We start from the raw sequence: 22,692 nt of genomic DNA on the forward strand, positions 1-22,692 counted from the left end.
TATTAAGGAAAACATCATGAAACGCTTCAGAAAAAGTGTACTCGCAACGCTCTGCCTCTCGATGATGAGCTGGTCTACCGCACAGGCGGCGGATGCGGCAACGCCGGAAATCCCGAAAAGCGCCGATATCGTGATTATCGGCGCGGGTGCGGCGGGCACCTCGGCAACCATGGCCTCCGCAGAGAAAGGAGCGAAAATCGTCTTACTGGAAAAACAACCGATTGTCGGCGGCACGGGTAACTTTGCCGAAGGCATCTTCGCCGCCAACAGCAGTATGCAGAAGCGTCAGGGGATTGTGGTCACGCCGGATATGGCCTTTAAAACCATCATGGAATACAGCCACTGGATGGCCAATCCCTTTGTGGTTCGTGCTTTCGTCAACCGTTCTGCAGACACGATTGAATGGGTGAAATCGAAAGGCATCAAGTTTGAATATATCGGCCCCGGCGGCCCTGGCGGTATGCTGACCTGGCATGTGATCGACGGCCCCGGCCACGGACGCCACTTGATCAAGACATTCCACGAGCAGTTTAAAACGATGGATGTCACCACGCTGGTGAAGACGGCGGGTAAAGATCTGATCGTGAAAGACGGCAAAGTCACGGGCGTCGTCGCACAGGATAGCGAAGGCAACACCTTCCAGATCGACGCCAAGGCCGTCATCATCGCGACCGGCGGCTATGCCAACAATAAAGAGATGCTGCAAAAATACGCCGCCTTCCCCGATACCATTATGGTCGGCAACGTCGGTAAAGACGGCGACGGGATTAATATGGCCTGGAAGGCCGGTGCCAAACCGGACGGCTTGGGTCTCCTGCAAGCCTATCGCCCAGGCCTGCCAGACTACGCGCCGAACTCTCACCTGTTGGCTGCCGCACGTCAGCCTTATCTGTGGGTTGACCAACACGGCCGCCGCTTTACCGATGAATCCAACGTCATTATCTGGCCACACTCCGGCAATGCGCTGTCCAAAGCGGGCGGCATCATGTACTCCATTTTCGACGAAACCTCCCGTAAGCATTACGTCGAAGACGGCATTGATGTGCCGATTGGTGAATGGGTAATCGCCAATACCAAGCTGACTAAATTTGATAGCGAATTTACCAAGGAAAGTCAGAAAAATCGCGGCTTCGTCTTCAAATCTGCCACCATTGACGGGCTGGCCAAAGAGATGGGCGTTGATGCCAGCGTGCTGAAGAATACGCTGGAAGAAAACAACAAATTTGCGACGCAAAAGCGGGATGAGGTGTTCAACAAAAACATGGATTACCTGCGTCCGGTAAAAACCGGCCCGTTCTATGCGGTGAGAATGCAGCCCGCCGCGCTGGGCACGTTAGGCGGCGTGAAGATTGACGAGAAAATGCAGGCGATAGATAAATCCGGCGAGGTCATTCCGGGTCTGTACGTCACGGGTAATGATGCTGCTGGCATGTATGGCGACACCTATGACCTGCTGTTAGGCGGTGGCACGTTTGGCTTTGCACTCAACTCCGGCCGTATTGCGGCAGAAAGCGCCCTCGATTATATGAAGTTCAGCAAGAAATAAGCGCCAGCGCTTAAGCCTGATGCCGATCGTTTGAGCATTGAGATACACGGGGCAACTACAGGGGTGAGGCCTCCCTACGGGAACCTCCCCCTGTGTTTCCCCTAACAGCGGGCTTAAATGACCAGCATGATTAAGACAGCTTGTAGTGCTCAATACAGGCTGGCACTCCTCTTATCCCGCTTCCGCACAGGATAACTGTGCCCGGCGCCAGCGTTTCCGTCCAGCGACGCGGCGCTTCATCGGCAAATAAATCAAAATTCACGATAACGACTCCCCTCGCGGATGCGCAGCTTATTCTTTCTCCAACTGCTCTTTCTCCAACAGGGCGCGTTTACGCACGATGCCCCAGCGCGAGTCAACATCCTGAAACAGCGTATCGTTAAGCATCGTATGCACCTCAACCTCATTCCAATCTCAGTATGGCTGCCCGTCTTGATACGACTAAAAGCCACGCCATGCGTTAACGCTAAACCTGCGCCACCTTACGCACACGTCCCACTCTTGCTTTTTCATTCGGATCGCCCCGATGTTGATATTTCCGTCGACATTATTGGTTACTTTTCAAACAAATATGTCATGCAAATAAATGGTACACAGTGAGACTCCGTTTTTTCTCTACAATCAGGGGGCAACATGAGCGGAAGTAAAGTTCACTGGAATGGCGGTTTGCATGATGATGCGGTGCAAATTATGTCACGCGGCGGGGGAATCATCGTTTCTCCAACCAAGGTGGGTTATATCATCATGGCTTCAGATAAAGCAGGGCTGGAGCGCAAATTTGACGCCAAACAGCGCAACCGAAACAAGCCGGGTGTAGTGCTGTGTGGCTCCATTGACCAGTTGAAAGTGCTGGCACAGTTGAATCCAGAAATCGAACAGTTATATCAGCGCCATTGGGACGCCGACGTGCTGCTGGGCTGCATCCTTCCCTGGCACGACAGTGCATTAGCGCGTATCCCCAAAGATGGCTCGAAAGCGCTGATGATGGACGATCGCAAAACCAGCTGTTTCGTGATTAAATTCGGTAAACCGAGCGAAATCCTCACGCAGGCGCTGTGGGAAGAGTATGGAAAATTAACCTTTGCCAGTTCAGCTAACCCGTCAGGTAAAGGCAACCGAGGCGAGGTGGAGGGGATCGGTGAACGTATTAGTGCCTTTGCCGATCTGATTATCGAAGCCGACGATTACGTGAAATCTATCCAGCCAAATAAGTCCCATGACACACGCTACGAGCAAGGCGTGATGGTGTCGATGGTGGATACAGAAGGTCAACTGGTGCCGGAACAAAAAGGGAGGCGGAACGTGTACCCGTGCCCGACGCTGATACGCAAGGGGCTGGATGTGGACAAGGTGATGTCGCTACTGTCTGATACCTTCACCACCTGGGACTATCGGCACGGCGATTATTATTAGCACGTAACAGCGGCATAGCCTGCCGCTGAAATAGCCCTTCCTACATGGCGCGCTATGCGGCAATCTCCTATGCTCGTTTTCTGTCCTTTGCGTTCTCATTACGGAAGCCGTTTATGCCATCCCATCTGCCAGCAGATTTCACGCAGCGCGCCAAAACTCATCTCAGCGCTATCAATACGCGCTGGGCCTACAATGTCAGCCTTATCGTACGGTGGCATCCTGGTATTTATGGCGAGCGCTTGAGCTACCGGCGTATCAGAGCGTTAAGCTGACACACCGGTAACGCAGAGTTAACACAGGCAAATTAACGTAGACGAATTAGCGCAGACGAGAACTGGCTGAGACCTGCTGAGCGTGATGGCGGCGGTTCACAATGCGTTCCCGCAGCGTATCGTAGGCCCAGTTATACACCACGGTGTACGGCAGGAAGAACAGGAAGAAGCCGATCTCCACCATCAGCGCCTGCCACAGCGTGACGTTCAGCATCCACGCCGCCAGCGGCAGACCAATCAGGATAAAGCCGCCTTCAAACCCCAGCGCGTGAGCAATACGAACCGGCAGCCGACGCTTAACGCGATCCACCGGCCATAGGCGATCGAATATCGAGTTGTAGATCATATTCCAGATCATCGCGACGCTGGAGAGCATAATTGCCAGTGCGCCCATATCGAAGAGCGGCTTATTCAGCAGCCAGGCACCCGCTGGCGCACAGATCGTCAACGCGATGAGCTCAAAGCCCATCGCATGGTACACACGCTCACGTAAGGTTTTACTGGTTTTGTTCTGCATAACACATTCACTTTATTTATTGCGAGTTACGGGTCAATTTTCGCCATGACCATGGATGGCATCGTATTACAGCCTTATTTTCATCGTATAAGGTGGTAGAGTACAGTTAGATTCCATCGATAAAAACGATAGAGACACAATGCGATATTCACCGGAATCCCTGCTGGCTTTTGTTACCACCGTTGATGCGGGCTCGTTTTCCGCCGCCGCACGACGCTTGCATAAAAGCCAGTCCACGATCAGCGCGGCCATCGCTAATCTGGAAGCCGATCTGGGGCTGACGCTGTTTGATCGCTCCAGTCACCAGCCGGTGCTCACGCTGGCGGGCAGAAAAGTGCTTTCCCACGTACAGGCGATCTTATCCGCCAGCGAAGAGCTGGATGAGTTGGCGATTCGCCTAGCCGACCATATCGAACCCCGCCTGACGTTTGTGTTGTCCGATATCTGGCAAGCAACCCACTACGAACCCGTGCTTCAGCGTTTCGCCCATCACTTTCCCGATATTGAATTTGAATGCCTGATTGCGGAAGGCGATGACGTGATCGATCTGCTGCAAACAAACCGTGCGCATGTCGGGTTACTACGCGCCCAAACGGATTACCCGCCCGATATTGCCGCCGCGCGTTTGCAGGTTAAGACCGAAATGGCCATCTTTGTGTCGGCAGCGCACCCGCTCGCAACGGAAAAAACCGTGACGCGCAGCCAGCTAGCGACAGTCCGCCAGCTCTATCTCAATACCTATAAACGCAGCGATCGGCTGCAACCGGAAGGGATCGTCTGGTCTGCGCCGTCTTATCTTATGCTGTTGGAAATGGCACAGCAGGGGCACGGTTGGAGCATTCTGCCACGCTGGCTGGTGGCGCAATATGACCAGCGGAAACTGGTGGAGCTGCCTGTCGCAGGCTGGCCGCAGTGGATCGACGTAGACGTTGTCTGGTCCAAACCCCATCCGCCCGGCCCTGCTGGGCTGTGGATGATCGACAATCTCCTTGCCCAACAAGAGACTACGCCGCCATAACTCCGTCACTGGATTGGCAACATTATATCAGTCATCACATCGACCACCGCACCGTGGCTTTTGTGATCGGTCTGTTTTTTCATGAAGCGATAAAAAGCCAATAACGGTTTCTTTATATCGCCAACGAATAACATTAAAGATTAAATGGTTATTGTTTTTAATTTCACCATTTACTTTACTTAATTAAGCCAATTGAAAGAGGAATATTTTCACGTTAAATCGCGTGCCGTTTCCCGTGGCGTCCGCACACAGGAAACCTATGCCATGTCGCCGTTCCACGTGTCTGCTACGGGGAAAAAATAACACGCACATCATTATTATTGTGATGTACCAAAGTAGTACTTCCCGACAAAAAACCATACTATTATGGTGATTACTACTTTTGTATTCGAGACATCCCTGTAGTGCTGCGGTAATACGCCTTAATAATAAGATGCTGAATCCTATAAGGTGAAAATTTACTAATTGATGCAATTGCAAGTGAGAAAAAAATGTCGAATAAACCCTTCTATTACCAAGATCCTTTTCCACTCAGTAAAGATGATACCGAATATCGCCTGTTGAGCAGCGACTTTGTCTCTGTCGCACAGTTTGAAGGTCAGGACATCCTGAAGATCGAGCCAGCCGCATTGACCCTTCTGGCACAGCAAGCCTTCCACGATGCTTCTTTCATGCTCCGCCCCGCTCACCAGCAACAAGTTGCCGATATTCTTCACGACCCCGAAGCCAGCGAAAACGATAAATACGTTGCCCTGCAATTCCTGCGCAACTCAGAAATTTCCGCCAAAGGCATCCTGCCGACCTGTCAGGATACCGGTACGGCGATCATCGTCGGTAAAAAAGGCCAGAACGTCTGGACTGGCGGTAACGATGCCGAAGCGCTGTCCAAAGGCGTGTACAACACGTTCATTGAAGACAACCTGCGCTATTCGCAAAACGCCGCGCTGGATATGTACCAAGAGGTCAACACTGGCACCAACCTGCCCGCGCAGATTGACCTCTACAGTACCGAAGGCGAAGACTATAAATTCCTGTTCGTCACCAAAGGCGGCGGTTCAGCCAACAAGACGTATCTGTATCAGGAAACCAAAGCGCTGCTGACGCCGGGTAAGCTGAAAAGCTTCCTGATCGAGAAAATGCGCTCGCTGGGCACCGCGGCCTGTCCGCCGTACCATATCGCGTTTGTGATTGGCGGCACCTCGGCAGAAACCACGCTGAAAACCGTTAAGCTGGCGTCGACCAAGTACTACGACGAACTGCCGACCGAAGGCAACGAGCACGGTCAGGCGTTCCGCGATGTCGCGCTGGAGCAAGAGATTCTGGAAGCCGCGCGCGATCTGGGTCTGGGCGCACAGTTTGGCGGGAAATACTTTGCACACGACGTGCGAATTATCCGCCTGCCGCGCCACGGCGCCTCTTGCCCCGTCGGTATGGGCGTGTCCTGTTCCGCTGACCGTAACATCAAAGGCAAGATCAACCGCAAGGGCGTCTGGCTGGAGCAGTTAGAGCAGAATCCGGGGAAATATATCCCTGAACACCTGCGTGAAACGGGCGAAGGCGATGCGATTAAAATCGACCTGAACCGTCCGATGGCCGAGATTCTGAAAACGCTGTCGCAGTATCCGGTATCCACCCGTCTTTCCCTGACAGGCACCATCATCGTGGGTCGTGACATTGCTCACGCCAAGTTGAAGGAACGTTTGGATAACGGAGAAGGCCTGCCGCAGTACATCAAAGATCACCCGATCTACTACGCAGGCCCGGCGAAAACGCCAGAAGGCTACCCGTCCGGCTCGTTAGGCCCAACCACCGCTGGCCGTATGGATTCCTACGTTGATTTATTGCAGGCCAACGGCGGCAGCATGATCATGCTGGCGAAAGGCAACCGCAGCCAGCAGGTGACCGACGCGTGCCATAAACACGGCGGCTTCTACCTCGGCAGCATCGGCGGCCCGGCAGCGATTCTGGCGCAGAACAGCATCAAGAGCCTGACCTGCGTGGAATACCCTGAACTGGGTATGGAAGCTATCTGGAAAATCGAAGTCGAAGATTTCCCAGCCTTTATTCTGGTCGATGATAAAGGCAACGATTTCTTCCAGGTGATTCAGAGCGCCAAGTGCGTGAAGTGCGGTTAAGGAAGCCCTACGGCGGTTAGAAGTTAGGCGATATTTCGTGTGCGATAACAATCGGTATTTTCATGCAGATTCTCTGCACGCACCCGACAAGGAGCAGCCAATCGCCGCTGCTCCTTGACCTCAGGCTTTTTGGCGGAACGGGGTCGCTACGCGATACCTTCACCGCCAGAGGCGAGCCTGTAAATAATTCTGTGTAACTGCCACCGTATTAAAGGTGATCGCTCAGGCGGTCACCGAACTCGATAATAAAGCGGCTCATCGCCAGCCGCCAGTTTTGGATCGGCATACTCCATTTTTTTGAGGCATCTTTAATCGCCAGATAAATCACTTTCCGCACTGCGTCGTCTGTCGGGAACACTTTACGCTTCTTTGTCGCCTGTCGGATCACGCTGTTCAGTGACTCAATGGCATTCGTGGCGTAGATGGCCTTGCGGATATCGGGCGGGTAACCGAAGAAGGTGTTGAGATTTTCCCAGTGCGCACGCCAGCTTTTGCTGATTTGCGGGTATTTATCGTCCCAGAGACCCGCGAACGTATCCAGTGCCATCAGTGCGGCTTCCTCTGTCGGAGCCTGATACACTGTTTTCAGTCCACCAGTAACGGCTTTGTAGTCCTTCCATGATACGTATTTCAGGCTGTTGCGCACCATATGGATGATGCACAGCTGGATGTGTGTCTGAGGGTAAACGCTGTTTATCGCATCAGGGAAGCCTTTTAATCCGTCCACACAGGCAATCAGGATATCTTGAAGTCCTCGGTTTTTAAGCTCTGTCAGCACACTTAGCCAGAACTTTGCGCCTTCATTTTCTGCCAGCCACATCCCCAGCAGCTCTTTCTGACCTTCGGTATTAATGCCCAGAGCGAGGAACACGGCTTTGTTAATCACACTGCCATCCTGACGAACTTTTACCACAATACAGTCAAGATAAACAATAGGATAGAGCGGATCCAATGACCGGTTTTGCCACTCAGTAACCTGCTCTTTAACCGCATCGGTGACTTTGGATATCAGTGTGGGTGAGACATCAGCATCGTACATTTCCTTGAACGTGGCGACGATTTCCCGTGTGGTCATGCCTTTGGCATACAGAGATAAAATCTGGCTGTCCATCTGCGTGATGCGCGTCTGGTTTTTCTTGATGAGCTGAGGTTCGAAGGTGGCGTCACGATCGCGCGGAGTACGCAGTTCGAGCGGGCCATCGCCAGTAATGACAGTTTTTGTGGAATAACCGTTGCGTGCGTTAAGACCCGCTTTGGGCTGGTTTTTCTCGTACCCGAGATGGTGGGACATTTCAGCATTAAGGGCGGCTTCAACACTGATTTTTTTCAGCAGGCGATCGAACTGGCTGAGATCATCAGGTGTTTTGAGATTTTTGGCCAGTTCGTTAGCCAGTGCCTGTAATTGTTTTTCGTCCATAAATTAACCTGCTTTTGATGTTGGATTGAACATATCAAAATCAGGCAATTACACAAATTTATGTACAGGCTCTTTTTGGACGGAAGATCCTACTCTCGCTGTCATCAATCCTCCTGTAGATACTGCTGGTTTCGGTGCTGCATTTCCCTATTTTGATATTATCAGCCAATGGGTTATTAATGTTTTCACTGGGAATTCAGAACTTCCGGAGAAAATTGTTATGCAGGACTGGTGCGCTGAACACATGGCTTCACTGCATGTTAAACGCTTTTATGACAGCTGGCTGGAAACCATCCGTATAGGGTTGCGGGCGGGCCTCATCCCAGATCCTTCTAGGGACTTTTCCTCTTACTGGAACATCATTACCAGTGTGGTTAAACCTGGCTATCTGGCTAGGCCGCCGGTAACTCCGGAGCCAGGTATGATAGATAATATGTTTGATTTCAGTACTGCAAAAATACAGATACTGTCAGGGCTGGGGAGAGAAGTTCTCAGTCATTTGCTTAGCAAAGGTGATATCACTGACGCTGAATACAGGGCGGCAGTTGGTAAAGAACCACAAGAATCCATTTCCGCATATCTACCATACTCGCAAATCTATCTCTGATAAAAAGGGCCGTAACAGGCCCTTTTACTTTTCATAATAGCCTGATTAATTTTGCTGGGTTTCCTGCATAAATCCCTTTTACCTCAATCTGTTTAACCACGACGGAACCTGCGCCGATGACGGAACCACTGCATATATATGGCGACAGAATGGTGGCTCCGCTTCCCACAATGACCGAATCTCCGAGGGAAATGGTGATCCAGTTATTCGGTGAAGGGTCCGGCACACCGGAATGAAACAGATCGTTTGCGAACGTCACGTTATGGCCGATGAAGCAGTTCATGCCTAATGTTACGTTTTCACAGATAAATGTGTGTGACTGAACCCGGCTACCACTACCAATTAGACACCCTTTCTGTATCTCAACAAAAGGGCCAATGAATACGTTATCCTTGAGTTCACATTCATAAATATTGGCAGGTCTGATGATGGTGACGTTATTTCCTGAAATCACGTCGCGAATTTCGCTTTCTAACAATTTCATAGAATTATCCAGAATAAGGTCTAATTAATAAGGTTCATCGCACTTTACTGGGGAACGCTGCTTTTATCTTCATAAAAAAGTAGTCGTTATCCCAGTATTCGTATGCCATCTGTTTTATCACTTTGATCCTGTTGTTCATTCCATCAAGTACGCTGGTATTCAGCAGGTGACCGACGCGTGCCATAAACACGGCGGCTTCTACCTTGGCAGCATCGGCGGCCCGGCAGCGATTCTAGCGCAGAACAGCATCAAGAGCCTGACCTGCGTCGAATACCCTGAACTGGGAATGGAGGCCATCTGGAAAATCGAAGTCGAAGATTTCCCAGCCTTTATTCTGGTCGATGATAAAGGCAACGATTTCTTCCAGGTGATTCAGAGCGCCAAGTGCGTGAAGTGCGGTTAAGGAAGCCCTACGGCGGTTAGAAGTTAGGCGATATTTCGTGTGCGATAACAATCGGTATTTTCATGCAGATTCTCTGCACGCACCCGACAAGGAGCAGCCAATCGCCGCTGCTCCTTGACCTCAGGCTTTTTGGCGGAACGGGGTCGCTACGCGATACCTTCACCGCCAGAGGCTTTTTAACGGACCACCAGTGACGCGATGACTCGTCTCATAAATGAGACTCGCCCTTCGGGCCAGCACATGTGCTGTTCAAAAACGTCTCTGACGTTTTTGTCCGACGCGGCACTGGTTTTCGCCGCATCCATGCGGCTCATCCTGAAAGCCTCTTTCGGTTCAGCCCCTTTTACGCCACTAAAAATCAGCGATCTTTTTTATCTAAAAGTGATAGCTGCCGAATTAAAAAACATCTTTTTTAATTTTTAGCCGCTTCGCCAGACGGTGCAGGTTGCCGCTGTCCATTTCCAGTTCTCTGGCGCAGGATGACCAGTTGCCCTCATGGCGTGCCAGCGTTTGTTGGATGATCCGGCGCTGATAGTCGTCCGTTGCCTCCCGCAGGCCGCCACTGATGAAATAGGCTGGCTCTATCTCGATAGCATTCGACGATCCCGTGGCGGAATGAGCAGGTTGAGCGGGAAGTTCAAGATTGAAATGCTCACGCCCCAACAGCACCTCGCCCGATTCCTGCCCTGCTCTCGCCAGCACAGTGGCACGATAAATGGCGTGTTCCAGCTCGCGCACATTCCCCGGCCAGTCGTATTGTTCCAGTAGCGCGCCCGCGTCTGCCGTCAACGCCAGCCGTGCCAGCCCCAGTTGCACACGGCTGCGTTCACAGAAGAACCCCGCCAGCAGCGCCACATCCTGACTGCGCTCACGCAGTGGTGGTACAGACAGCGGAAACACGCTCAGACGGTGGAACAAGTCAGCACGGAAAGCCCCATCCAGCACCGCTTGCCGCAGATCGCGGTTGGTCGCCGCCAGCACGCGCACGTTCACTTTCAGACTGCTGTCATCGCCCACGCGCTGGAGATCGCCATACTGCAATACGCGCAGCAGCTTCGCCTGTAGCGTCAGCGACAGTTCGCCAATTTCATCCAGAAACAGCGTACCGTTATCCGCCATTTCAAACTTGCCGGTTCGATGATGGATCGCTCCGGTAAACGCGCCCTTAACATGACCAAACAACTCACTCTCCGCTACCGACTCCGGCAGCGCGGCGCAGTTCAGGTACACCAGAGGATGACTTGCCCGGCTGGAACCGCGATGAATCGCCCGCGCCACCAGCTCTTTACCGACGCCGGTTTCTCCCATGATCAGCACGTTCAGGTCGGAACCCGCGACGATATCGACCTCTTTCTTCAGCCGCTGCATCGGTTCCGACAGCCCAACCATTTCATCCACGCTTTCCGCCGCCGGACTTTCGGCCCGCACCGGCGCGGGCAACTGCCGCTCAAGGCGTTCCATCAGCAGCGCATTACTCAGCGCCGCCGCCGCCATCGCCCCCACCAGCCGCAGTTCTTCATCGCTAAAATGGTCGAACTGACACGGATCCATACCGTCCACAGTCAGCGCGCCGATCAGATTCTGATTGGCAAACAGCGGCAAGCCAACGCAGGCATGTACCTTAAGATCTTCCTGACTGGGAATCAGACCGTCATACGGATCGGGAAGCTGGCTGTCCGCCGGAAAGCGCACCACGTCACCCGCGCGGGCAATCGCCTCCAAACGGGGATGATCGGACAGACGGAAGCGTCGCCCCAGCACGTCCGGCGCCAGACCGTCGATCGCCAACGGACGGAACAGCTGATTCTCGTAACGCAGCAGCGCAGAGGCATCGCAGCGCAGCAGCTGGCGCAGGCTGTTGATTAAGCGCTGGAAACGGTCCTGATTTGATAGCCCCATTTGCAGCTCGATAGCAATACGAGCAAGGGCGTTAATAGAGAGCGTCATGGTGTGTCCTAATGACAGAGCCTGTGTCATTAGGACAATAGAGCAACAATGTCATTTTGACAATGACGTTTTATTAAAACCATATAAATCAATAAATTAAAAACTGGCACACTTCCTGCAATCTCTACAGCATATCCCCGACTATGACTACTGAGGTTTCAGAACATGACAATTCACGTTAAGAACAATATCCACTGGGTTGGACAACGCGACTGGGAAGTCCGTGATTTTCACGGCACCGAATACAAGACGCTGCAAGGCAGCAGCTACAACAGCTACCTGATCCGCGAAGAAAAAACCGTGCTGATCGATACCGTCGATCACAAATTCAGCCGTGAATTTGTACAAAACCTGATGGCGGAAGTGGATCTGAACACGATTGATTATATCGTGATCAACCACGCCGAAGAGGATCACGCTGGCGCGCTGAGCGAGCTGATGTCGCGTATTCCCAACACGCCGATTTACTGCACCCACAATGCGATCGATTCCATTACCGGTCACCATCACCACCCTGAGTGGAATTTCCACACGGTCAAAACTGGCGACACACTGGATATCGGTAACGGCAAACAGTTGATCTTTATCGAAACCCCAATGCTGCACTGGCCGGACAGCATGATGACCTACATGACCGAGGATGCCGTATTGTTCAGTAACGATGCGTTCGGTCAGCACTACTGCGATGAGCACCTGTTCAATGACGAAGTGGATCAAACCGAACTGTTCGAACAGTGCCAGCGCTATTTCGCCAATATTCTGACGCCGTTCAGCCGCTTAGTCACCGCCAAGATCCACGAAGTGCTGGGCTTCAACCTGCCGTTGTCGATGGTGGCGACCTCGCACGGCGTGGTATGGCGTGACGATCCGGCCCAGATCATCCACCGGTATCTGAAGTGGGCGGACAGCTATCAGGAAGATCGTATCACGCTGTTTTACGACACCATGTCCAATAACACCCGCATGATGGCCGATGCCATTGCGCAAGGCATCAACGATGTCGATCCCGGCGTCGCGGTGAAAATCTATAACGTCGCTCGTCACGACAAGAACGAAATTCTGACACAGGTCTTCCGCTCGAAAGGCGTGCTAGTCGGTTCATCCACCATGAATAACGTGATGATGCCGAAGGTCGCGGCCATGTTGGAAGAGATCACCGGCCTGCGCTTCCAAAACAAGAAAGCCTCGGCATTTGGTAGCTACGGCTGGAACGGCGGCGCGGTAGACCGCGTTCAAACCCGACTGATGGACGCCGGTTTTGAAACCACGCTGGCGCTGAAAACCAAGTGGCGTCCTGACGGTTCCGCGCTGGAAATTTGTCGCGAACACGGCCGCGAAATTGCGCGTCAGTGGGCGCTGCATCCGCTGGATAACACACCAGCCCGACGCGTCATCTCGCCCGTAAAACAGACCGCTGCGGCACCGCAAACCACCACCGCCCCGCAGAATGTGAGCGCCCCAGCCGAGAGCGCCTGCGGATGCAATGAAGTCGCTGCGCCACAGTCAACCGCACAGCCAGCGGTACAGTCAGAAAACGGCTGTATGCAGTGCAGCGTCTGCCAGTGGATCTACGATCCGGCGCTCGGCGAACCGATGCAGGATGTCACCCCTGGCACCCTATGGTCGGACGTACCAGACAGCTTCCTCTGCCCAGAATGTGGGCTGGGTAAAGACGTTTTCAATCCGATTCGCTAGGGAGAGGATGATGAAAGATATCGTGATTATTGGCGCGGGCTTTGCCGCCCGCCAGCTCATCCGACAGTTGCGCAAGCAGGATGCTCACAGCCCTATCCGCCTGATTACCGCCGACAGCGGCGATGAATACAACAAGCCGGATTTAAGCCATGTGATGAGCCTGCAACAGCACGCCGACGATCTGACCAAACTGTCGGCAGCCGCGTTTGCCGAAGAAAACCGTATCACGCTGCTGGCCAATACGCGTGTCACCACCATCGACCGCCATGCACAACAGGTCATCTGCGGCACGGATCGTTACGATTACCACAAACTGGTGTTCGCAACCGGAGCCAGCGCGATGGTGCCGCCGATTCCGGGACGCGAGCATATGCTGACGCTCAATAGTCAGCAGGAATACCGCACCCACGAAAGTCGGCTCTGGCAGGCTGAACGCGTACTGGTGCTCGGTGCCGGACTCATCGGAACCGAGCTGGCAATGGATTTGGGCCGCGCAGGAAAACGGGTCACGCTGGTAGACTGCGCCAACAGCATTCTGCCCGCGTTGATGCCGCCCGAAGTCAGCGCGCGCCTGCAATTCACGCTGACGCAGCAGGGCGTTTCGCTGCTGCTGAACACGACCCTGCAACAGTTGGAGAAAACCGAAACCGGCGTACAGGCTACATTTACCGATGGCCGCGCTGTCGAAGTAGACGAAATACTCTCCGCTATCGGTTTGCAGGCCAACACACAATTGGCGAAAGCGGCGGGTTTGGCTGTGCAGAAAGGCATTCAGACCAATGCGCAGTTACAGACCACCGACCCACAGATTTATGCGCTGGGCGACTGTGCGGAGATTGGCGGTAAGCTCCTGCCCTTCCTGCAACCGATTCAGCTCAGCGCGATTACGCTGGCGAAAAACCTGCTGGGTGCCAGCGAGACGCTAACGCTGCCGCCGATGCTGGTTAAAATCAAAACGCCGCTGTTTCCTTTACAGATGGCTGGCGATACCACCAGCAGTGATTTGCACTGGCAGCAGGAATGGAACGCACAGGGGATGGTGGCGAAAGCGCTGGATGGTCAGCAAATGCTGCGCGCCTTTGTGGTCGGTGGCGAGCGGATGAAAGAGGCATTTCCGCTGCTGCGGCAGCTTTCCACCGTGAGTTCAACCACGGCCTGACACAGCAAAATAAATAATGCATTTAAAATACATATTTTCTGGTCAGCCTGCGTGCGGATTAATAGAATACGGCCATCGCTTTTGGAATTTACAGAGGTAAAAATGCAAGATCTCATTTGTTATAAGAAGATGCCGCAGTGGAACAGCCAGACGCTGCCTGCCGCGTTTCAGGAAAAGCACAACACGCAGGAAGGCACCTGGGCAAAATTGACCGTGCAGAAAGGGGAAATGGCCTTCTCCATGCTGACCGAAGACGGCGAGACGCTGGAGACGTTTCACTTCTCCGAACAGAACCAGCCGCCGTTTGTTGAGCCACAGGCGTGGCACCGCATCGTCTCGTTCTCTGACGATCTGGAATGTCAGCTCAGCTTTTTCTGCTCCGCGGAAGATTTTTACCATAAAAAATACGGTCTGACGCGTACCCATTCCGAAGTGATCAACGCCGTGCAGCACATCAAACCAGGCAAAACGCTGGATTTAGGCTGCGGTGGCGGGCGCAACGCGCTGTACCTGAACCTGCGCGGGTTTGATGTCACGGCCTGTGATAAGCACGAGCAAAGCATTGATTCGCTGAATAACATCATCAAGAGTGAAGCGCTGGAAAACATCCGGGCTGGCGTTTACAACATCAATCTGGCGGAAATCAAAGAACAGTACGACTTCATCCTGTCGACCGTCGTGCTGATGTTCCTGGAACGCGATCGTATTCCGCACATCATCAGCAATATGCAGAACAGCACCGTTAACGGCGGCTATAACCTGATTATCGCCGCGATGTCGACGGAAGATTGTCCGTGCCCAATGCCTTTCTCGTTCACCTTTAAAGAAAACGAGCTGAAGAACTATTACGCCGATTGGGAGATCCTCAAGTACAACGAGGATATGGGCGAACTGCACAAGACTGATGCGCAGGGTAACCGCATCAAACTGCGCTTCGCCACGCTGCTGGCAAGAAAGCCGTAAGCACCGATTAGCCGTTAAAAAACCTGACTCCATAAAATACAAAAGGGCCGATTACTCGGCCCTTCTTATTTCTATACACTGCGTGAATCAGCTGGCTTTGCGCGCTGCCGCAATACGGTAAGCCACCAGATCTTCAATCGTCAGTACCGGCATATCGTGCTGTTTGGCAAACGTGATCACTTCCGGCGCGTGCGCCATTGAACCATCATCGTTCGTCAGTTCACACAGAACACCAGACGGCTTCAGGCCCGCCAGCGTCATCAGATCGACCGTCGCTTCAGTGTGCCCCCCGCGAGTTAACACGCCACCCGGCTGGGCACGCAGCGGGAATACGTGACCAGGACGATTCAGATCGCTCGGCTTGGCGTTATCCGCAATCGCGGCACGAATGGTGGTCAAGCGGTCGGCAGCGGAAACGCCCGTCGTCACGCCTTCGGCGGCTTCGATCGTCACGGTGAATGCCGTTTGGTAATGGCTGGAGTTCTTCTCCACCATCATCGGCAATTCCAGTTGCTGGCGACGCTCTTCCGTCAGGCACAGGCACACAATGCCACTGCCGTGACGAATCGTCAGCGCCATTTGTTCAACAGTCATATTTTCAGCGGAAAAGATCATGTCACCTTCGTTTTCACGATCTTCGTCATCCAACACCAGCACGCCGCGGCCATGACGCAATGCATCAAGTGCGCGTTCTACGCGTTCGGTAGGATTGCCAAATTCAGAAAGTAATGTCTGATTCATGGTAAAAAACCTCAATGTTATTATGGATTACCAGAATCAGGGCGAGCTTGAGGAGTAACCATTACTACTGGTTGCATAGTAATAGCTAACAAAAATAACGCGAGCGAGCATATAGCTCGACAGATACCGTTACTCTCTCCCATCCGGACTTTAACCGTCGGCTCCGGAATTACACCGGATCTGCTGACCCCACGTTGCGAAACCGATAATAAAAAACCGGAAAACACAGCGAGAGCGCTCGCGGGCTTCCAGTGCGCAGAGACTGCGTTCACTGGTTTACCGCCGGTGGGGAATTACACCCCGCCCTGAGAATAAGCGGGTTTACTATAACGCTAATACCTCGATAGGGCAATTGATCCACAACAGGAAATAGGGCAAAACGTCTGCTGGATTACAGTAAAACTATTCTGAATTACAGTAAAACCATGCTGAATATGTGCAAAGCCGATGTCAGATTTTATTTATACCCATTACACTTGCTATAGTAATAACTTACATAACCTAATCAGGAAAGCGACATGATTGACCCAAAGAAGATTGAGCAAATCGCCCGTCAAGTGCATGAATCTATGCCAAAAGGTATCCGGGAATTGGGTGATGATGTGGAGAAAAAAATTCGTCAGGTCTTGCAGGCACAGCTGACCCGGTTGGATTTGGTGAACCGTGAAGAGTTCGATATTCAGACGCAGGTTCTGCTCCGCACGCGCGAGAAGATTGCTCGCCTGGAACAGCGTATGACCGAGCTGGAAGCGAAACTGTCTACGGAAGAAAAGCCCGCCGCAGCGCCAGAAAACGACCAATCGTCATAACACTCGTTTCATCACAACAGCTCGTCATCATCGCGATACAACGCCCTAATCAGGGCGTTGCTCGATTCCCTACTCTGCGCCAGCGACAGTCACGGGACCCTGTACACGATTCTGTGTAAATGCCTTTCTCAGAAATGACCGTCTAGGCGGTACTAAACTCGACAATAAAGCGGCTCATCGGCAGCCGCCAGTTTTGTATCGGCATCGTCCATTTTTTTGATGCCGACTGGATCGCTAGCCACACCACTTTCCTCGCAGAGTCATCTGTTGGGTACACCTTTCGTTTCTTGATGGCATGCAGGATCACGCGGTTTAGCGACTCAATAGCATTCGTCGTGTAGATCGCTTTACGAATGTCCGGTGGGTAAGCGAATAACGTGGACAAATTATCCCAGTTCGCCTGCCAGTTCCTGCCTGCCATTCGACAACCTGTTCCATGACCACTACATGGCCTAATCTGTTGCTCTTACCCGCTTCGGTGTTGTTGGGCGTAATATTATCTTTGATCACCGGAGCATTTAATAAATACCTATAAATAACATGACGTAATTATTTTAATTTTTAATTATTTCGTTTAAATAAAAATTCATATAGTGATAACTATATAATTATTAACTATATTATATAGAATCAATGAGATATGTATGTTTTCCCCCCCCACAAAGCAAGTAATGTTTTTTTACAAAATAAATCATGATTTTTAACATTGCATACTGCAAATTAAGCCGTATTATCACGTTTTCAATTCGTACATTTCAATGGAATCTATGGTTACGGTTATCTAGCAACTGTAGGAAATACATGGAGAGTTTTATGAACGATTTGCTACGTTTCACTTCTCGTATAAATATTTCCGCCCCTACTATTTCAGATGTAAGTTATCTTTTTAAATTGCATTGTGCTCACATATATTCAATTCCATTTGAAAATATGAGCATGAAAGAAAATGCATCCAAGGGAATTAGTTATTTAACTATAGCCGAATCCATCTTAGGAAATAGAAGAGGAGGGATTTGTTTTGAATTTTCTGTTTTGCTTAAACCTTTTCTAGAACATGTTGGATTTATATATAGGTGCCGATTGGCCAGATTGTTAACACCGATATTTACCCCTGCAACCCACCAGATATTCGTTATTTCAATAGAGGAGAAAGATTGGATCTTCGACATTGGTTATGGGGCTAAAGGCCCAAGGGCCCCTTTACTTTTAGCTGATGGGTATGAGCACCAACATTCTTTTCTTTCTTCTCGTGTAAGTAAATGTCACAAGCATGGATGGATCGTCTCAGTGAAAGAAAATAGTAAACCGGATGCATTGTGGGAAGATATTTATGCTTTTCATGATATTGAAACAACGATTGAAGATGTTGATATGGCGTATTTCTATACTTTGTATTCACCAAATAGTCTCCTCAACATGAACAATGTGGCAAGTATGCCAACGAAAAATGGGCGTATAAGTATACGCAACAACATTTTCACTGAGGTCGATGGGTTGTCTTCTTCTTCAAACGAAATAGCAAACCGAGAAGAACTATCGTTACTTCTTTCATCTCGATTTGGGATCAATATCGAACCTGAAAAATTACCCCATATGTGAGGAATGAATGGAAACTACTTATCTGATTGTCCCTGGCTATACTAACTCTGGTCCTGAACATTGGCAGTCTTACATGGAAAGGAAGTATACGAATGTTATCCGTGTCATACAGGATGATTGGAATAATCCTTGTCGCCAGACATGGGTAGAGCGTCTGGATCAGGCAATAAAGAATACTACAGGTGACATCGTGCTAATCGGGCATAGTTGTGGCGCTGTTAGCGTAGCCCAATGGGCAGAATCTTACGCCAGTGAGAAGGTCATCTATGCAGTTATGGTTGCGCTTGCTGACGTTGACGCTCAGGATGCTCTGGAGGATATTCGTCAGCAAAGGCCGCTACCTACCAAGAACCTTTCTATAACTTCCCTTCTGATTTGTAGCGATAACGACGAGCATCTTTCATTGCAACGAGCTCATGAGCTGGCCTCCGCATGGGGAAGTGAAATAAAAGTAATTCCTGGTGCTGGACATATTCATACAGCTGCAGGATACGGTGAATGGCTGACTGGGGAAAAACTAATTGAGGAGTTTACAGGTAGGAAATTAATCAGAAAGGGAGAAAAAGAATAAAAATGTTAAAAGAAATAGAGAGGTTTAGTCCTGCGGTTAGGAATTTCCTGATTGCGACTTTTTTAATGGGGCTAAGTAATGGCATGTTTGATGCTGTTTATAATTTCTATCTGGAAATTCGTGGGATTGATAAATCAGATACAGGGCATATTTACGCCATTGCAATGATAATGATGGCCGCAGCAGTAGTGCCTTTGATTTATCTGAGTAAGAAAGTTTCTCAGAAAAGTCTTCTTATCTATTCTTCCTTCATTTATGCATTCCCTTTCATTTTACTCCCCTTCTTGACAACAATAACTGCGAGTGCACTAACGTTAGGGTTGATCTTATCTGGCATGATTGCGTTGCTATCGCTCGGAAATTCATTGGTAGGATCAAATGTTGAAGCAAGTAGCCGTACTGCGCTATTTAGCTGTTTCTTCATTTCCTATCTGGGGGCAGCTATGGTGGGATCAGTTATAGTTAGCCTAATAACTTATTATTCTCGTGCGGCTAATCTAGTAAACTATCAGTTTATTCTAGTGGCATCTTTTTTTTCTGCCATATTGATGATTTATTTCCGATTGAGATCTTTAGATGGAATTGTTGAACCAGACAAAGAGGGAATAAAAATTTCAAGGGGTAGGGAAACTGAATGGTTTAATTTTTTTGTGCTATTTGTTGCCTCTTCCTTGCTTGGCGGCTCTATTACTTTGATATTTCGATTCATTAATATTGTATTCAATCTTGCGTATTCAATGAATGTCAGTGAAATCTCTCTTATAATGGGGGGGGACAAAGTCATTAGTATTGTTGGAGCAATTTTTGCGCCTTTGTTGGTTAAACGATTTTCCCTTAAACCAACTGTCATTATCGCTGGAGTGCTAACATTCATATGCATCTATGCTCAGTCTCTCCATATGTCAGTTGCGGTTTTTATCGCTTTGTATTTTATCAGGCTTTTACTTAATTATTGTCTGATGCCACTTCTTGATACGCTTGCTATTACGGGGTTCGCGAAAGAGAGAACACTATTATCGACAAGTATACGCCAACTTTCTTTCTATCTCGGGAGTGCTTTATCGGCAGTCATTTATGGAAAAATTCTTGATAGTGGCCATTGGGAAAATGCTCTTGTAATTTCAGCTGTACTTGCACTCACTGGTTCCATTTTTATGACCATGATTCGAGTTAAAAATAGTAATTAACAGTTACATGAGCTGAGGCATAATTTATGAATACTAATGTAGTGATCCCTGATAGTGAGAACGTTGCTATAATGTTGAAAAAGCTTTCCTTATTATGGAAAAGTAGGGCAGCGGTCAATAACAGACATTCAGAATATTCAGACCTTGAGTTTGATGTATTAAAAAAAGACTTTAGTGAGTCACTTCTACCATTTCGTTTGCATGAAGCATGGAAGGAGCAGGGCAAGATCATGAACGTTTTTTGCACAATTCGACGTCAACATTGACCTGACGAGTCGACTATGATCTTATGCTCCTCTTTTGAGGAGTGACCATGAATTTAGATACCATCAAAGCGCATTTCAGTATCATCCGCGATGAACGACAAAGCGCAAAAGTGGATTACCCACTGTTTGATATTTTGTTTGCTTCAATCTGCGCAGTGATAGCGGGAGGCCAGGGCTGGACTGACATTCGTGAGTACGTTCTCGGCCATCATGACTGGTTCCTTAAACAGGGCTTATTTGAAAAAGGTGTGCCCGTTGATGATACCTTTGCTCGCCTAATTTCAAATATTGAGCCCGCTGAATTCCGCGATTGTTTTCTCGCCTGGATGAAAGCCGTGCACAAGTTAACCTGTGGTGAAGTCGTCGCTATTGATGGCAAGACTTTGCGCGGCTCTTATGACAGAGACGACAGGCAAAGCACCATCCATATGGTAAGTGCCTATGCCAGCGCCAACCAACTCGTATTGGGCCAGCTTAAAACTGATGCTAAAAGCAATGAAATCACCGCGATACCCGCGCTGATTCAGATGTTGGACTTGCGAGGTGCCATCGTGACAATTGATGCGATGGCCTGTCAGACCAAGATTGCCAAGGCGATTACGAGCAAAGGTGGCGACTACTTATTGGCAGTTAAGGGCAATCAAGGCAAGTTAGCGGCAGCGATACAGGCCGCTTTTACCCCACATCGGCGCGCGCCAATTGACAGGGGCATATCTCAAGTTGAGAAGCAGAAAAGCCGAGTGGAGGCACGCACTTACCATGTACTGGATGCCAGTGATATGGTTGGGGATTTCTCTGCCTGGCTCGGGCTAACCAGCATAGTCATGGTCGAAAGTTACCGCGCAGCAAAAGGCAAAGCGCCAGAGTTGGAGTACCGCTACTACATCAGTTCAGCCAAACTAACCCCAGAGCAGGCCGGAGATGCGATACGGGCCCATTGGGGTATCGAGTCCATGCATTGGATTTTAGATGTCAGTATGCGAGAGGATGCTTGCCAGATTTACCGAGAAAACGCCGCAGAAAACTTGGCAGGGTTAAGGCACATGGCGCTGAACATGCTCAGAGCCGAGCCAACGAAGATTAGCGTACCGATGAAACAAAAACGCTGCATGATGAAACCCGTGTTCTTGGAGCAAGTTCTTATGGCTGGATTAACGTCAATGGTTAAATGTTGATCACTCATGCGGACGCCCTGATAGTGAACTGCTCATAGAACAGAAAATCGAAGGGATCGAGTATGTTGTTGACGCAGTAAGCAATGAGGGGGAGCATTTCATCGTAAATATATTCAGATATATAAAAGAACAGGTAGATGGAGTGCCTATTTATCGGCAGATGATTACTGAACCGGTAACTGAACATTCGTCTCTCGTTAACTATGTCAAAAAGGTCCTGACCTCACTCGGGATTGTTAACGGTAGCTCCCACAATGAAGTCATCATGTCCTCAGATGGCCCCGTATTGGTTGAGTCAGGAGCAAGAATGCATGGTGGGCTTGGGCCCCGTCTCGTGAATGAATGTAATTCACATTCCCTCATTGATCTTGGTTTGATGGCTCGTATTTCTTCTTCTGATTTTAGAGAGAAAACCATGAATACTCCGACATTGAAGAAGTATGCAGTTGAATATTTTCTCAGTTCATCCGCTTCAGGAATGGTAAAGGATGTGCATATAGAGGAGATGTGTTCACCATTATCAAGTTACGGATTTACTGCATGTAAAGTTAAGTCTGGCGACCATATAGAGAAAACTACCGATCTTGTCACATCTTATGGCCGTGTTGTGTTGTTCAATACTGATTTGGCAATTCTTGAACAAGATGCAGCGGCTATAGTTGAAATGGAGAGAAATAGTAGACTAATCACCCTCGAAAGCTAAATAGCAGATTATGTGGGTACCCGATAGCCACATCCCAAGCGAAATAGGGAGGAAATATTCCTCCT

Annotated in this window: 20 protein-coding genes, 3 pseudogenes and 1 riboswitch; of the genes and pseudogenes, 16 read left to right on the forward strand and 7 right to left on the reverse strand. The window is 50.1% G+C overall.

The features are described 5' to 3' along the window. Positions 1 to 16: 16 nt before the first annotated feature. The gene (locus DMB82_RS16140; protein WP_102118241.1) at positions 17 to 1,546 is read left to right on the forward strand and encodes an FAD-dependent oxidoreductase; all 1,530 of its coding nucleotides are present in this window, start codon (positions 17 to 19) and stop codon (positions 1,544 to 1,546) included. A 130-nt stretch (positions 1,547 to 1,676) separates the two neighbouring features. On the opposite strand, the gene DMB82_RS20700 is transcribed toward DMB82_RS16140, so the two are convergent. Further along, entirely contained in the window at positions 1,677 to 1,808 is a 132-nt protein-coding gene (locus DMB82_RS20700) for a hypothetical protein (protein WP_264293055.1), read from the reverse strand. 371 nt (positions 1,809 to 2,179) lie between these two features. Between DMB82_RS20700 and DMB82_RS16145 the strand changes: the two genes are divergently transcribed. Next, a complete protein-coding gene (locus tag DMB82_RS16145) occupies positions 2,180 to 2,959 on the forward strand; it encodes an L-threonylcarbamoyladenylate synthase (RefSeq protein ID WP_102118240.1) in 780 nt (259 codons plus the stop codon). Between the two features lie 318 nt (positions 2,960 to 3,277). On the opposite strand, the gene DMB82_RS16150 is transcribed toward DMB82_RS16145, so the two are convergent. After that, positions 3,278 to 3,748, reverse strand: a complete 471-nt coding sequence (locus DMB82_RS16150; RefSeq protein ID WP_116164901.1) for a multidrug/biocide efflux PACE transporter — start codon at positions 3,746 to 3,748, stop codon at positions 3,278 to 3,280. A 139-nt stretch (positions 3,749 to 3,887) separates the two neighbouring features. Here DMB82_RS16150 and DMB82_RS16155 point away from each other — a divergent pair, with 139 nt between their 5' ends. Then, positions 3,888 to 4,766: a LysR family transcriptional regulator gene (locus tag DMB82_RS16155; RefSeq protein WP_102118238.1), complete on the forward strand. Its 879-nt coding sequence runs from the start codon at positions 3,888 to 3,890 to the stop codon at positions 4,764 to 4,766. A gap of 491 nt (positions 4,767 to 5,257) precedes the next feature. Next, positions 5,258 to 6,901 carry a class I fumarate hydratase FumA gene (fumA, locus tag DMB82_RS16160; protein WP_116155491.1) on the forward strand — a complete coding sequence of 548 codons (1,644 nt, stop codon included), beginning with the start codon at positions 5,258 to 5,260 and terminating at the stop codon, positions 6,899 to 6,901. A gap of 208 nt (positions 6,902 to 7,109) precedes the next feature. On the opposite strand, the gene DMB82_RS16165 is transcribed toward fumA, so the two are convergent. Next, on the reverse strand, positions 7,110 to 8,318 hold the full coding sequence (locus DMB82_RS16165) for an IS256 family transposase (RefSeq protein WP_228400007.1): 1,209 nt from the start codon (positions 8,316 to 8,318) through the stop codon (positions 7,110 to 7,112). Positions 8,319 to 8,343: 25 nt separating this feature from the next. On the opposite strand from DMB82_RS16165, the gene DMB82_RS16170 reads away from it, so the two are divergent. Continuing rightward, positions 8,344 to 8,925: a hypothetical protein gene (locus tag DMB82_RS16170; RefSeq protein WP_226887661.1), complete on the forward strand. Its 582-nt coding sequence runs from the start codon at positions 8,344 to 8,346 to the stop codon at positions 8,923 to 8,925. A gap of 31 nt (positions 8,926 to 8,956) precedes the next feature. On the opposite strand, the gene DMB82_RS16175 is transcribed toward DMB82_RS16170, so the two are convergent. Further along, positions 8,957 to 9,409 carry an acyltransferase gene (locus tag DMB82_RS16175; protein ID WP_116165002.1) on the reverse strand — a complete coding sequence of 151 codons (453 nt, stop codon included), beginning with the start codon at positions 9,407 to 9,409 and terminating at the stop codon, positions 8,957 to 8,959. A gap of 160 nt (positions 9,410 to 9,569) precedes the next feature. On the opposite strand from DMB82_RS16175, the pseudogene DMB82_RS16185 reads away from it, so the two are divergent. Further along, a pseudogene (locus tag DMB82_RS16185) lies at positions 9,570 to 9,812 on the forward strand (fumarate hydratase C-terminal domain-containing protein); the annotation flags it as partial. A gap of 396 nt (positions 9,813 to 10,208) precedes the next feature. On the opposite strand, the gene norR reads toward DMB82_RS16185, so the two are convergent. After that, the gene (gene norR, locus DMB82_RS16190; protein WP_116155490.1) at positions 10,209 to 11,759 is read right to left on the reverse strand and encodes a nitric oxide reductase transcriptional regulator NorR; all 1,551 of its coding nucleotides are present in this window, start codon (positions 11,757 to 11,759) and stop codon (positions 10,209 to 10,211) included. Between the two features lie 165 nt (positions 11,760 to 11,924). Between norR and norV the strand changes: the two genes are divergently transcribed. From norV to tehB, 3 genes are all read left to right on the forward strand, one after another. Further along, positions 11,925 to 13,454: an anaerobic nitric oxide reductase flavorubredoxin gene (gene norV, locus DMB82_RS16195; RefSeq protein WP_116165000.1), complete on the forward strand. Its 1,530-nt coding sequence runs from the start codon at positions 11,925 to 11,927 to the stop codon at positions 13,452 to 13,454. A 7-nt stretch (positions 13,455 to 13,461) separates the two neighbouring features. Next, positions 13,462 to 14,613, forward strand: a complete 1,152-nt coding sequence (gene norW, locus DMB82_RS16200; RefSeq protein ID WP_228400008.1) for an NADH:flavorubredoxin reductase NorW — start codon at positions 13,462 to 13,464, stop codon at positions 14,611 to 14,613. Positions 14,614 to 14,715: 102 nt separating this feature from the next. Then, entirely contained in the window at positions 14,716 to 15,576 is an 861-nt protein-coding gene (tehB, locus tag DMB82_RS16205) for an SAM-dependent methyltransferase TehB (protein WP_116164996.1), read from the forward strand. Between the two features lie 87 nt (positions 15,577 to 15,663). Here the strand turns inward: tehB and ribB are convergent, their stop codons facing one another. After that, the gene (gene ribB, locus DMB82_RS16210; RefSeq protein ID WP_102118232.1) at positions 15,664 to 16,317 is read right to left on the reverse strand and encodes a 3,4-dihydroxy-2-butanone-4-phosphate synthase; all 654 of its coding nucleotides are present in this window, start codon (positions 16,315 to 16,317) and stop codon (positions 15,664 to 15,666) included. 127 nt (positions 16,318 to 16,444) lie between these two features. Further along, positions 16,445 to 16,634, reverse strand: a riboswitch (FMN riboswitch). 201 nt (positions 16,635 to 16,835) lie between these two features. Here ribB and ubiK point away from each other — a divergent pair. Beyond that, the gene (gene ubiK / locus DMB82_RS16215) at positions 16,836 to 17,126 is read left to right on the forward strand and encodes a ubiquinone biosynthesis accessory factor UbiK (protein WP_039472052.1); all 291 of its coding nucleotides are present in this window, start codon (positions 16,836 to 16,838) and stop codon (positions 17,124 to 17,126) included. Between the two features lie 128 nt (positions 17,127 to 17,254). On the opposite strand, the pseudogene DMB82_RS16220 reads toward ubiK, so the two are convergent. Beyond that, positions 17,255 to 17,538: pseudogene (locus DMB82_RS16220) on the reverse strand (transposase); the annotation flags it as partial. A 401-nt stretch (positions 17,539 to 17,939) separates the two neighbouring features. Here DMB82_RS16220 and DMB82_RS16225 point away from each other — a divergent pair. The 6 genes and pseudogenes from DMB82_RS16225 (at position 17,940) to DMB82_RS20710 (ending at position 22,627) form a co-directional block, all read left to right on the forward strand. After that, on the forward strand, positions 17,940 to 18,725 hold the full coding sequence (locus DMB82_RS16225; RefSeq protein WP_116155487.1) for an arylamine N-acetyltransferase family protein: 786 nt from the start codon (positions 17,940 to 17,942) through the stop codon (positions 18,723 to 18,725). Between the two features lie 7 nt (positions 18,726 to 18,732). Next, complete coding sequence (locus DMB82_RS16230; protein ID WP_116155486.1) at positions 18,733 to 19,296, forward strand: RBBP9/YdeN family alpha/beta hydrolase; 564 nt, start codon at positions 18,733 to 18,735, stop codon at positions 19,294 to 19,296. Positions 19,297 to 19,298: 2 nt separating this feature from the next. Then, positions 19,299 to 20,483 (forward strand): MFS transporter, encoded by a 1,185-nt coding sequence (locus DMB82_RS16235; RefSeq protein ID WP_116155485.1) that lies wholly within the window; start codon positions 19,299 to 19,301, stop codon positions 20,481 to 20,483. 313 nt (positions 20,484 to 20,796) lie between these two features. Then, positions 20,797 to 21,924, forward strand: coding sequence for an ISAs1 family transposase (locus DMB82_RS16240; protein WP_102119602.1), 1,128 nt, complete (start codon positions 20,797 to 20,799; stop codon positions 21,922 to 21,924). A 55-nt stretch (positions 21,925 to 21,979) separates the two neighbouring features. After that, a pseudogene (locus DMB82_RS20705) lies at positions 21,980 to 22,183 on the forward strand (ATP-grasp domain-containing protein); the annotation flags it as partial. A gap of 48 nt (positions 22,184 to 22,231) precedes the next feature. Further along, entirely contained in the window at positions 22,232 to 22,627 is a 396-nt protein-coding gene (locus tag DMB82_RS20710) for a hypothetical protein (protein WP_267132200.1), read from the forward strand. The last annotated feature ends 65 nt before the right edge of the window (positions 22,628 to 22,692 follow it).

The sequence above is a fragment of the Pectobacterium aquaticum genome, assembly GCF_003382565.3.
GTDB classification, from domain to species: domain Bacteria; phylum Pseudomonadota; class Gammaproteobacteria; order Enterobacterales; family Enterobacteriaceae; genus Pectobacterium; species Pectobacterium aquaticum.